Annotated in this window: 11 protein-coding genes; all 11 read right to left on the bottom strand. The window is 73.5% G+C overall.

What is annotated here, in order from left to right; translation table 11 throughout:
• Positions 1-629, bottom strand: a 629-nt coding sequence (gene pyrF / locus HMPREF3105_RS07235; RefSeq protein ID WP_070709067.1) for an orotidine-5'-phosphate decarboxylase, incomplete at its 3' end; no start/stop codon positions are given.
• Positions 626-3,931, bottom strand: a complete 3,306-nt coding sequence (carB, locus tag HMPREF3105_RS07230; protein WP_010078599.1) for a carbamoyl-phosphate synthase large subunit — start codon at positions 3,929-3,931, stop codon at positions 626-628. The genes pyrF and carB, both read right to left, overlap by 4 nt.
• A 3-nt stretch (positions 3,932-3,934) precedes the next feature.
• Positions 3,935-5,119 (bottom strand): glutamine-hydrolyzing carbamoyl-phosphate synthase small subunit, encoded by a 1,185-nt coding sequence (gene carA / locus HMPREF3105_RS07225; protein WP_036313720.1) that lies wholly within the window; start codon positions 5,117-5,119, stop codon positions 3,935-3,937.
• A complete protein-coding gene (locus HMPREF3105_RS07220; RefSeq protein ID WP_012750893.1) occupies positions 5,116-5,742 on the bottom strand; it encodes a PH-like domain-containing protein in 627 nt (208 codons plus the stop codon). Before HMPREF3105_RS07220 ends, carA begins: the two co-directional genes overlap by 4 nt.
• Entirely contained in the window at positions 5,739-7,118 is a 1,380-nt protein-coding gene (locus tag HMPREF3105_RS07215; RefSeq protein ID WP_036313718.1) for a dihydroorotase, read from the bottom strand. Before HMPREF3105_RS07215 ends, HMPREF3105_RS07220 begins: the two co-directional genes overlap by 4 nt.
• Positions 7,115-8,098 carry an aspartate carbamoyltransferase catalytic subunit gene (locus HMPREF3105_RS07210; RefSeq protein WP_036313715.1) on the bottom strand — a complete coding sequence of 328 codons (984 nt, stop codon included), beginning with the start codon at positions 8,096-8,098 and terminating at the stop codon, positions 7,115-7,117. Before HMPREF3105_RS07210 ends, HMPREF3105_RS07215 begins: the two co-directional genes overlap by 4 nt.
• Before the next feature lie 3 nt (positions 8,099-8,101).
• The gene (pyrR, locus tag HMPREF3105_RS07205) at positions 8,102-8,710 is read right to left on the bottom strand and encodes a bifunctional pyr operon transcriptional regulator/uracil phosphoribosyltransferase PyrR (protein ID WP_036313707.1); all 609 of its coding nucleotides are present in this window, start codon (positions 8,708-8,710) and stop codon (positions 8,102-8,104) included.
• A gap of 169 nt (positions 8,711-8,879) precedes the next feature.
• Positions 8,880-9,332 (bottom strand): transcription antitermination factor NusB, encoded by a 453-nt coding sequence (gene nusB / locus HMPREF3105_RS07200; RefSeq protein WP_044659811.1) that lies wholly within the window; start codon positions 9,330-9,332, stop codon positions 8,880-8,882.
• On the bottom strand, positions 9,325-9,888 hold the full coding sequence (efp, locus tag HMPREF3105_RS07195; RefSeq protein WP_002857030.1) for an elongation factor P: 564 nt from the start codon (positions 9,886-9,888) through the stop codon (positions 9,325-9,327). Before efp ends, nusB begins: the two co-directional genes overlap by 8 nt.
• A 120-nt stretch (positions 9,889-10,008) precedes the next feature.
• On the bottom strand, positions 10,009-11,178 hold the full coding sequence (aroB, locus tag HMPREF3105_RS07190) for a 3-dehydroquinate synthase (RefSeq protein ID WP_081097731.1): 1,170 nt from the start codon (positions 11,176-11,178) through the stop codon (positions 10,009-10,011).
• Positions 11,175-11,739: shikimate kinase (locus tag HMPREF3105_RS07185; RefSeq protein WP_141762457.1), on the bottom strand; the 565-nt coding region annotated here is incomplete at its 5' end. The genes HMPREF3105_RS07185 and aroB, both read right to left, overlap by 4 nt.

Raw genomic sequence — 11,739 nt, 5'->3', positions numbered from 1 at the left:
CACGCGTCGTCGCCGCGCAGGGCCGCGTTCTCGGCGGCCGCCGCCGCGGCGATGCGCCGGGCGACCGATCCCTCGGCCGACCCCTCGCCCACGTGCTGGACCTCGCGGCCCTCCGGATTGGAGGTCAGCGCGAGGACGAACACGCCGCGGCCGGCCTCGTGGGCGGCGCGGATGGTCGGCACGAGGGTGCCGAAACCCAGGTACGGGCTGAGCGTCACCGCATCCGCGGCCAGGGGCGAGGCATCGGCGATCCACGCGGCGGCGTAGCCGTCCATGGTGGAGCCGATGTCACCGCGCTTGGCGTCCGCGATCGTGAGCACCCCGGCGTCCCGGGCGGCCGCGAGCAGCCGCTCCAGGGCCGCCAGGCCGGCCGATCCGTGGCGCTCGTACAGCGCCACCTGGGGCTTGATCGCCGCCACGCGGGGCCCCTCGGGACCCACCGCCGCCTCGAGGGCGGTCAGGGAGAACGCCTCGAGGCCCGCCGGGGTGTCGCTCAGGCCCCACTGCCGCAGCAGGCCCGGATGGGGGTCCACGCCGAGGCACAGCGGACCGGCCGTCTCCATGGCCTGGGCCAGCCGCCGCCCGAAGGGGGCGCGGGGCCCCGCGCCGCCCGTCGCCGTCGTGGTCACGCCGCGGCCTCCGGACCGGCGACAGCCTGCTGCAGGCGCGCGTCGTGCTCCTGCAGTGAGGTGACGGACCACTCGTAGGACCGCATGGCCTCGATGGCCTGCAGGCACGCCCCGAACTCGGCCGTGGTCGTGATCACCGGCACGCCGAGCGACGTCGCGGCCGCGCGGATCTCGTAGCCGTCCGTGCGGGCGTCGCCGCCGGAGGGCGTGTTCAGCACGAGATCGACGGTGCCGGCGTGCAGCTGCTCCAGCACGGTGCCCGCGCCGTCCTCGTGCCCGGCGTCGGCGATCTTCGCCACGACCTCCGCGGGGATGCCGTTGCGCCGCAGCACCTCGGCGGTGCCGCCGGTGGAGACCACCTGGAAGCCGAGGTCGACGAGGCGCTTGGCCTGGCCCACGAGGGTGCGCTTGTCCCGGTTCGCGACCGACACGAACACGCGCCCCGAGGTGGGCAGCGGGCCGCCGGCGGCGGACTGGGACTTGGCGAACGCGGTGTCGAAGTGCTTGTCGATGCCCATGACCTCGCCCGTCGAGCGCATCTCCGGGCCCAGCAGCGAGTCGACCACGCGGCCCTCCGCGGTGCGGAAGCGGGTGAACGGCAGCACCGCCTCCTTGACCGCCACGGGCGCGCCGATCGGCAGGGTGCCGCCGTCGTACGCCGTGGGCAGCATGCCGGCCGCGCGCAGGTCGGCGATGCTCTCGCCGACGCCGATCCGCGCGGCCGCCTTGGCCAGCTGGACGCCCGTGGCCTTCGAGACGAACGGCACGGTCCGCGAGGCGCGCGGGTTCGCCTCGATCACGTACAGCACGTCCGAGGCGAGCGCGAACTGGATGTTGATCAGGCCGCGCACGCCGACGCCGGCCGCGATCCGCTCGGTGGCGCGGTGCACGCGCTCGAGCACGTCCGGGCCCAGGGTGACGGGGGGCAGCACGCACGCGGAGTCGCCCGAGTGGATGCCCGCCTCCTCGATGTGCTCCATGACGCCGCCGAGGTACAGCTCGGTGCCGTCGTAGAGGGCGTCGACGTCGATCTCGATCGCGTCCTCGAGGAAGCGGTCCACGAGCATCGGCTGGTCGGGGGTGATCTCCGTCGCGTGCGCCACGTAGTGGGCCAGCGCCTCCTCGGAGTACACGATCTCCATGCCGCGGCCGCCGAGCACGTAGGAGGGGCGCACGAGCACGGGGTAGCCGATCTCGTCCGCCACGCGCTTGGCGTCGTCGAAGGAGACGGCCGTGCCGTTCTTCGGCGCCACCAGGCCCGCGCGCTCGAGCACGAGCGCGAACTCACCGCGGTGCTCGGCCAGGTCGATGGCCGCGGGCGAGGTGCCCAGGATCGGCACGCCGGCGTCGGCGAGCTGCTGGGCCAGCTTGAGCGGGGTCTGGCCGCCGAGCTGCACGAAGACGCCGCGCACGCCGCCGGAGGCCTCCTCTGCCGCGATGACCTCCAGGACGTCCTCGAGCGTGAGCGGCTCGAAGTAGAGGCGATCGGAGATGTCGTAGTCCGTGGATACCGTCTCCGGGTTGCAGTTGACCATCACGGTCTCGTAGCCGGCCTCGCGCAGCGCCATGGTGGCGTGCACGCACGAGTAGTCGAACTCGATGCCCTGGCCGATCCGGTTCGGGCCCGAGCCGAGGATGATCACCGACTCGCCCTCGTGCGGGGCGACCTCGGTCTCGAGGTCGTAGCTGGAGTACCGGTACGGGGTGAAGGCCTCGAACTCGGCGGCACAGGTGTCCACGGTCTTGTAGACGGGGCGCACGCCCAGGGCGTGACGCACGCCGCGCACGACCGCGGCGTCCATGTGCCGCAGCGAGCCGATCTGGGCGTCGGAGAACCCGTGCCGCTTGGCGCGGCGCAGCAGGGCCTCGTCGAGGACCTCGGCGTCGCGGATCTCGTCCGCGACCTCGTTGATGAGCACGAACTGGTCCAGGAACCACGGGTCGATCGCGGTGGCCTCGAAGGCCTCCTCGATCGTGGCGCCGGCGTAGAGCGCCTGCTGGGTCTGGGAGAGCCGGTCGGTGGTGGCCGTGCTCGCCGCCGCGAGCAGGGCCTGCGGGTCGGCGTCCTGCGGGAACGCGAGCTCCGAGCCCTTCTGCTCGAGCGAGCGCAGGGCCTTCTGCAGGGCCTCCGTGAAGTTGCGGCCGATGGCCATGGCCTCGCCGACCGACTTCATGGTGGTGGTCAGCGTGGGATCCGCCGCCGGGAACTTCTCGAACGCGAAGCGCGGGACCTTCACGACCACGTAGTCCAGGACCGGCTCGAAGGACGCCGGGGTCTTCTGGGTGATGTCGTTGGGGATCTCGTCCATCGTGTAGCCCAGGGCCAGCTTGGTGGCGATCTTGGCGATCGCGAAGCCGGTGGCCTTCGAGGCCAGCGCCGAGGAGCGGGAGACGCGCGGGTTCATCTCGATGACGACGACGCGCCCGTCCACGGGGTTCACCGCGAACTGGATGTTGCAGCCGCCGGTGTCCACGCCGACCTCGCGGATGACGTTGATCGAGATGTCCCGCAGCTTCTGGTACTCGCGGTCCGTCAGCGTCATGGCCGGGGCCACGGTGATGGAGTCGCCGGTGTGCACGCCCACGGGGTCCACGTTCTCGATGGAGCAGACGACGACGACGTTGTCGTTCTTGTCCCGCATCATCTCCAGCTCGTACTCCTTCCAGCCGAGGATGGACTCCTCGAGCAGGACCTCGGAGGTCGGGCTGTACTGCAGGCCGGCGCCGCAGATGCGGTACAGGTCGGCCTCGTCGTAGGCCATGCCGGAGCCGAGGCCGCCCATCGTGAACGAGGGGCGCACCACCACGGGGTACTTCAGGTCCTCGACGGCGGCCAGGGCCTCCTCCATCGTGTGCACGATGTGGGACCGGGCGGACTCGCCGCCGGCACGCTCCACGACGCCCTTGAACAGCTCGCGGTTCTCGCCGAGCTCGATGGCCTCGATGTTCGCGCCGATCAGCTCGACGCCGAAGCGCTCGAGCACCCCGTCCTTGTCGAGGGCGATGGCGGTGTTCAGCGCCGTCTGGCCGCCCAGGGTGGGCAGCAGGGCGTCCGGGCGCTCCTTCTCGATGATCTTGGCGACCACGGCCGGGGTGATGGGCTCGACGTAGGTGGCGTCGGCCAGCTCCGGGTCGGTCATGATCGTGGCCGGGTTGGAGTTGACGAGGACGACGCGGACGCCCTCCTCCTTGAGGACGCGGATGGCCTGGGTGCCCGAGTAGTCGAACTCGGCGGCCTGGCCGATCACGATGGGGCCGGAGCCGATGACCAGGACGGACTTCAGGTCGGTGCGCTTGGGCATGGATCAGGCTCCTTCGGTGGCGGGGGTGGTGGCGGCGCGGTGCTCGGTGAGCAGCTGCACGAAGCGGTCGAACAGGTCGAGGGTGTCGTTGGGGCCGGCCGCGGACTCCGGGTGGAACTGCACGGAGAAGGCGGGCCGGTCGAGCAGGCGCAGGCCCTCGACGACCTGGTCGTTCAGGGACCAGTGGGAGACCTCGACGCGGCCGAAGCGCGACTCCGGCGCCTCGATCGGCTCGCCGAGGGGGGCGTCCACGGCGAAGCCGTGGTTCTGGGAGGTGATGGCCACGCGGCCCGTGGCCTTGTCCAGCACCGGCTGGTTCGGGCCGCGGTGGCCGAACTTCAGCTTGTAGGTGTCGAAGCCGAGCGCGCGGCCGAAGATCTGGTTGCCGAAGCAGATGCCGAAGAACGGCAGGCCGGCGTCGAGGACCTCGCGCAGCAGCTCCACCTGGGCGTCTGCCGTGGCCGGGTCGCCGGGGCCGTTGGACAGGAAGACGCCGTCCGGGTCCACGGCGCGGATGCCGGCCAGGTCCGTGGCCGCGGGCAGCACGTGCACGCGGATGCCGCGGGAGGCCAGGTGCCGCGGCGTGGCGGCCTTGATGCCGAGGTCGAGGGCGGCGATCTCGGCGATCGGCTCGCCCTCCCAGCCGTGCTCGGCCGGCTCGATGACGTACGGCTGCTCCGTGGTGACGGACTCCGCGAGGCGGGCGCCGGCCATCGACGGCTGGGCGCGCACCTCCGCCAGCAGCTCGGCCTCCGGGCGGGCGGCGTGCTCGCCGGAGAACACGCCGGCGCGCATCGAGCCCTCGGTGCGCAGGCGGCGGGTGATGGCCCGGGTGTCGACCTCGCGGATCCCGACGACGCCGAACGTCTCGAGCTCCTCGTCGAGGGTGCGCTCGGCGCGCCAGTTGGACGGACGCCGGGCCGCGTCGCGGACCACGTAGCCGGCGGCGAAGATCGCCCGCGACTCGCGGTCGGCGTCGTTGACCCCGGTGTTGCCGATGTGCGGGGAGGTCTGCACGATGATCTGCCCCGCGTAGGACGGGTCGGTGAGGGTCTCCTGGTAGCCGGTCATGCCCGTGGTGAACACGGCCTCGCCCAGGGTGCGGCCGCGGGCGCCGTAGGCCCGGCCGCGGTGGACGGTGCCGTCCTCGAGGACGAGCAGGGCCAGGTCGTCGGTGGGGGTGCTCATCGGGGGTCTCCTTCTCCTGCGCGGCCGGCCGGGTCGGCCGGGGCGGGGTCGATGATGGTCTGCAGGGCGGCGAGGAGCCGGTCGCGGTCCTCGGGGCGGTCGGGGCGGAAGGCGGAGGTGAGTTCGACGTCGCCGAGGCGCCAGCCCCAGGCGACGAGCCCGCCCGGCTCGACGAACTTGCCGGCGATCCCGCCGGACAGGCCGGCCTCGACGAGGTCGTCCGCGGGGATGAACAGGTTGGCGGCCCCGGGGCGGAGCACGAGCAGGCCGCGGTGGGTGCCGGCGTCGTGGACCTCGAGGACGGCGCGCGAGCGCAGGCCCAGGCCGTGCACCGCCACGCGGTCCAGTCGGTCCTCGCCGCGCACCGTGCCCACGTGCATGCCCTCCGCGGACAGCGTCGGCTCGGCGTCGTAGAGGGCCGTCGGCACGGGGGCCGGGGCCGGGATCCCGGCCTGCGCCCGGCGGCGGGCCCGCCACCCGAGGGCCAGCAGGCCGAGCAGCACGAGGACGACGGCCAGGGTGCCCAGGGTCACCGGCAGCCACACGTCCGCGTAGTCCTTCGTCGGGGTCCGCGGCGGGACGGGACGGGCCGCCAGGGCGGCGGCCAGGGAGGTGATGCTCACGCGCGCTCCCCCGTCTCCGTCAGGGCCGGGTGGCGGTACGGCCGGGCGGGGGCGCCGTCGGCGACGACGCGGGCGCCGCGGTAGACCGTGTGGCGTACCGCGCCCGGCAGCTCCATGCCCCGGTACGGGCTGTTGCGGGACTTGGTCAGGTGCTGCTCGGGGTCCACGGTGCGGCGGGCCTGCGGGTCCACGAGCACGAGGTTGGCCACGGCGCCGACGCGCGGGACGCCGCGCTCGTCGGCCTGGCCCTGGTCGGTCAGGCCGGCGATCCGGGCCGGCGCCGTGGACATTACGCGGGCGACGCCGGCCCAGTCCATCAGGCCGGTGTCCACCATCGCCTGCTGCACCACGGACAGGGCGGTCTCGAGGCCCGTCATGCCCATCGCCGCGACCGTCCACTCGCACTGCTTGGTCTCGGCGGTGTGTGGGGCGTGGTCGGTGCCCACGGTGTCGATGGTGCCGTCGGCCAGCCCGGCGCGCAGGGCCATCACGTCGGACTCGCGGCGCAGCGGCGGGTTGACCTTGAACACGGGGTCGTAGGAGCGGACGAGCTCCTCGGTGAGCAGCAGGTGGTGCGGGGTGACCTCGGCGGTCACGGCCACGCCCTGGGCCTTGGCCCAGCGGATCAGCTCGACGGAGCCGGCCGTGGAGACGTGGCACACGTGCAGGCGGGAGTCCACGTGCTGGGCCAGCAGCACGTCACGGGCGATGATGGCCTCCTCCGCCACGGCGGGCCAGCCGGCCAGGCCGAGGACGCCGGAGAGCTCGGACTCGTTCATCTGGGCGCCGGCGGTGAGGTTCGGCTCCTGCGCGTGCTGGGCCACGAAGCCGCCGAAGGACTTCACGTACTCGAGCGCACGGCGCATCAGCACGGCGTCGTGGACGCACATGCCGTCGTCGGAGAACATCCGCACGCGGGCCTGCGAGTCGGCCATCGCGCCGAGGTCGGCCAGGGCCTCGCCGGCCAGGCCCACGGTCACCGCGCCCACGGGGTGCACATCGCACCAGCCCGCGTCCCGGCCCAGCCGCCACACCTGCTCCACCACGCCGGCGGTGTCGGCCGTCGGCGTCGAGTTGGCCATCGCGTGGACCGAGGTGAAGCCGCCCATCGCGGCGGCGCGGGTGCCGGTCTCGACCGTCTCCGCGTCCTCCTTGCCGGGCTGGCGCAGATGGGTGTGCAGGTCGACGAGCCCGGGCAGCAGCACCAGGCCGGCGCAGTCGACCTCCTCGGGGGCCGGGTCGAGGCCGGCGGCGTGGGTCGCGGCGTCCGGGCCGAGGGCGGCGATCCGGCCCTCGGCGACGAGCACGTCGGCGGTCTCGCCCGTGGTCAGGCGCGCGCTGCGCAGCAGCAGGGGGGCGGGGCTGGGGGCGCTCACGGGCGGACCTCCTGGTCGTGGTTGAGGACGAGGTGCAGGACCGCCATGCGGACGGACACGCCGTTGGCGACCTGCTCGAGGGCGGTGTTGCGGGGCGAGTCCGCCGCCGCCGGGCTGATCTCCAGGCCGCGGTTCATCGGGCCGGGGTGCATGACCACGGGCTCGTCGAGCAGGGCGCCCCGGCCGGCGGTGAGGCGGGCGAAGCGGTCGTCGGTCAGCCCCCAGGTCCGGGTGTACTCCCCTGCGGACGGGAAGAAGGCGCCGCCCATTCGCTCGGCCTGGACGCGGAGCATCATGACGGCGTCGGGGCCGGCGTCGAGGGCCTCGTCCAGCGAGTAGGTGACCTGGCACGGCCACGCGGCCACGCCCACGGGCAGCAGGGTGGGCGGGGCGGCCAGGGTGACCTGTGCGCCCAGCGTGCTGAGCAGCCACACGTTGGACCGGGCCACGCGCGAGTGCAGGATGTCCCCCACGATCACCACGCGCATGCCGGTCAGGTCCCGGCCGACCAGGTCCTCTCCCGTCGCCGCGGCGAGGCGCCGGCGCAGGGTGAAGGCGTCCAGGAGGGCCTGGGTGGGGTGCTCGTGGGTGCCGTCGCCGGCGTTCACGACGGCGGAGCGCACCCAGCCGGAGTCGGCCAGCTGGCGGGCCGCGCCCGAGGACCAGTGGCGCATCACGATGGCGTCCGCGCCGATGGCCTCGAGCGTCTGGACGGTGTCCTTGAGCGACTCCCCCTTGGAGACGGACGACCCCTTCGCGGAGAAGTTGATCACGTCCGCGGAGAGCCGCTTGGCGGCGGCCTCGAAGGAGATGCGGGTGCGGGTGGAGTCCTCGAGGAAGAGGTTCACCACGGTGCGGCCGCGCAGGGCGGGCAGCTTCTTGACCTCGCGCTGGTTGACGGCGGCCATCTCCTCGGCGGTGTCGAGGACGGCGAGGGCGTCGGCGCGGGAGAGGTCGGCGGTGGACAGCAGGTGGCGCACGGCTCAACCCTCCCGGGTCGCGACACGGTCGACGATGCTCACGGCGTCCTCAGTGACCTCGCCGGTGCCCTCGGGGCCGTCGACCTCCATGAGCCGGACCTGGACGCGCTCGGCGGTGGAGGTCGGCAGGTTCTTGCCCACGAAGTCGGCCCGGACGGGCAGCTCGCGGTGCCCGCGGTCCACGAGGACGGCCAGGCGCACGGCGGCGGGGCGGCCCAGGTCGGCGATCGCGTCGAGGGCGGCCCGGACGGTGCGGCCGGAGAAGAGGACGTCGTCCACGAGCACGACGACGGCGCCGTCGAGGGGGACCTCGGGCAGGCGGGTGGGCATCGGGGTGCGGGCCGTGCCGCGGCGGAGGTCGTCCCGGTAGAGCGTCACGTCCACCTCACCGACGGCGGCGGTGGGGTCGAAGGCCGGCTCGATGCGGGCCAGCAGGGCGCCGAGCCGCCGGGCCAGGGGGGCCCCGCGGCGCGGGATCCCCATCAGGACGAGACCCTCGGCGCCCTTGTTGGACTCGAGGATCTCGTGGGCGATCCGGGTCAGCGCCCGGTCGATCTCGGACGTGGACAGCACGGTCCGGGCAGCACGAGGTGCGGCGGGGTCAGTTCCCATGCCGGCGCCTCCTTCCCCGCCTCACAGGACGGCTCTTAAAGGATGCGTGGTTCGTCCCGGGGCGCCGGTGGGCCCCCGCGCGGGACGTCGCCGACTCTACCAGCGAGGCCCGCCCCACGGCGCGGATGACGCGGTGCGGGACGGGCCTCGTGACGGAGCTCTCGGCCGCTCAGGCGAGCAGCGTCGGCTTGACCTGCTGCAGGCGGCCGAGCAGACCGTTGACGAACTCGGGCGAGTCGTCCGTGGACAGCTGGGCGGCCAGGGCGACGGCCTCGGAGATGGCGACGGCGTCCGGCACGTCGTCCTGGAACAGCAGCTCCCAGGCCCCCACGCGCAGGATCGCCCGGTCGACGGCGGGCATGCGGTCCAGGGACCAGCCGCGGGAGTAGGAGCTCAGGGCCTCGTCGAGCCGCTCCTGGTCCGCGATGACGCCTTCCACGAGCCGCTGGGTGTAGGCGTTCACCTGCAGATCGGTGCTCTCGCGGCGGGTGCGGATGCCCTCCAGCGCGCTGGAGCCCCGCTGCTCGGCCTCGAACAGGATCTCCACCGCACGCTGCCGGGAGCGGCTGCGCGCCGTGGTCCCCCGCTTGGCAGCGGAGCCGGCGGAGGCCCGCTCAGTCATTGACGCGGCCGAGGTAGTCGCCGGTGCGGGTGTCGACCTTGACGCGGGTGCCCTGCTCGACGAAGAGCGGCACCTGGATCTCGGCGCCGGTCTCCACGGTGGCGGGCTTGGTGCCGGCGGACGAGCGGTCCCCCTGCAGGCCCGGCTCGGTGTAGGTGATCTCCAGGACCACGGACGCCGGCATCTCGAGGTACAGCGGCGTGCCCTCGTGCAGGGCGATGACCACCTGGGTGTTCTCGAGCATGTACTTCGCGGCGTCGCCGACCACGGCCCCGGGCACGGTGATCTGGTCGTAGTCCTTGACGTCCATGAACACGTAGTCCGCGCCGTCCTGGTAGAGGTACTGGTAGTCGGAGCGGTCCACGGTGGCGAACTCGACCTTGGCGCCGGCGTTGAAGGTCTTGTCCACGACCTTGCCCGTGGTGATGTTCTTCATCTTGGTGCGGACGAACGCGCCGCCCTTGCCCGGCTTGACGTGCTGGAACTCGGTGACGTTCCAGAGCTGGCCCTCCAGCTTCAGGACGGCGCCGTTCTTGATGTCGTTGCTCGTTGCCACGTGTGTGTGCTCCCGATCGGTCTCGCGGACCGTCACGGGTCCGCCTGCAGTGGGTGGGGTCTTGGATGTGCGCGGGCCAGTCTACGGGAGGCCCCGCGCGGGGCCGGGGTCAGCGGCGGCTCACTCTGCGATCTCCTGGTACGCCGCGAAGAGCAGGGACGCGTCCGGGATGTCCACGGTGGTGGGCTGCGCGAGCCCGTCCAGCAGGACGAAGCGCAGCTGGTCGCCGCGGTTCTTCTTGTCCCGGCGGATGCCCTCGAGCAGGGTCTGCCACCGGTCCCCGCGGTAGGAGACGGGCAGGCCCAGGGCCGTCAGCACCGACCAGTGGCGGTCCGCGGTGGCGTCGTCGAGCCGGCCGAGGGAGCGGGCCAGCTCGGCCGCGAAGACCAGCCCCACGGACACCGCGGCGCCGTGGCGCCACTGGTAGCGCTCGGCGAGCTCGATCGCGTGCCCCATCGTGTGGCCGTAGTTCAGCGCCTCGCGGGCGCCCGACTCGCGGGGGTCGCGGGAGACGACGTCCGCCTTGACCCGGATCGAACGCTCGATCAGCTCGCGCAGCCGCGCGGAGTGCGGGTTCTGGGCCTGGGCCGGGTCCTCCTCGATGAGGTCGAGGATCGCGGGGTCGGCGATGAAGCCGCACTTCACGACCTCGGCCAGGCCGGAGATCAGCTCGTTGGCCGGCAGGGTGAGCAGCGTGTCCAGGTCCGCCAGCACGCCGGCCGGATTGTGGAACGCCCCCACCAGGTTCTTGCCCTCGGCGGTGTTGATGCCGGTCTTGCCGCCCACCGCCGCGTCCACCATGCCCAGCAGGGTGGTGGGCATGTGCACGACGCGGACGCCGCGCAGCCACGTGGCCGCCACGAAGCCGGCCAGGTCGGACACGGCGCCGCCGCCCACGGAGACGATCGCGTCCGACCGGGTGAAGTCGTTCTGGCCGAGCACCTGCCAGCAGAACCCGGCCACCTGCAGGTGCTTGCCCTCCTCGGCGTCCGGGATCTCGGCGGTCAGTGCGGTCAGGCCCACGGCCTCGAGGTCGTTCTTGACGACGTCGCCGGTGGCCCGGAGGGCGCGCGGATGGATGACCAGCACGCGTCGGACGGTCGGGCCGAGCATGTCCGGCAGGCGCGCGAGCAGGCCCCGGCCCACCACCACGTCGTAGCCGCCGTGCACGGCCGCCTCGTGGCCGCCGGCCACGGGGATGACCGTCACGTCCTCGGGTGCGGCCGGAGCGGCCGCGGGCGCCGCCCCCGGGGTCTCCTGCTCGGTGATGTCCGGCTCACGGTCGGTCATGGGTGTGACTCACTCCTTCGGGGGCGGTGGGCGTCCCCCACGATACGCCAGGCCGCCTCGGCGGCCGTCAGGCCTGTGGTGTCGAGCACGAGGTCGGCGACCTCGCGGTACAGCCCCTCGCGTTCGGCGAGGATGCGCCGCCAGGTCCCGGCGGGGTCTCCGGCCAGGACGGGGCGGCCCGCGCCGCCGCCCACGCGGCGCAGCGCCTCCTCCTCTCCGACCGCGAGGTAGACGACGTCGGAGTCCGGCCCGGCCAGCGCGCGGCGGGGGCCCGGATGCAGGACGGCGCCGCCGCCGCACGAGAGGACGCACGGGGCGGGTCGGCCGAGCACATGGCCGATGACGCGCGCCTCCTCCGCCCGGAACGCGGCCTCGCCGTGCTCGGCGAAGAACTCCGGGATCGGGCCGTGCACCTGGGTGAACAGCTCGTCGGAGTCCACGAAGGGCAGCCCGGTCACGGCGGCCAGGGCCCGGCCGACCGTCGTCTTCCCGGCCCCCATCGGGCCGACGAGGACGATCCGGCGGGCCGGGCGCGCGGCCGGGTCCTCGTCGGCCGCGGCG

Source organism: Micrococcus sp. HMSC31B01 (genome assembly GCF_001816085.1).
GTDB lineage: Bacteria > Actinomycetota > Actinomycetes > Actinomycetales > Micrococcaceae > Micrococcus > Micrococcus luteus.
Note: the sequence above shows the minus strand (reverse complement) of the source record. Positions and strands in the feature narration are given on the sequence as shown.

Coding starts and splice junctions, on each gene's coding strand:
- carB (WP_010078599.1), bottom strand. CDS start 3,931: ATGCCCAAGCGCACCGACCTGAAGTCCGTCCTGGTCATCGGCTCCGGC.
- carA (WP_036313720.1), bottom strand. CDS start 5,119: ATGAGCACCCCCACCGACGACCTGGCCCTGCTCGTCCTCGAGGACGGC.
- pyrR (WP_036313707.1), bottom strand. CDS start 8,710: ATGGGAACTGACCCCGCCGCACCTCGTGCTGCCCGGACCGTGCTGTCC.
- nusB (WP_044659811.1), bottom strand. CDS start 9,332: ATGACTGAGCGGGCCTCCGCCGGCTCCGCTGCCAAGCGGGGGACCACG.
- aroB (WP_081097731.1), bottom strand. CDS start 11,178: ATGACCGACCGTGAGCCGGACATCACCGAGCAGGAGACCCCGGGGGCG.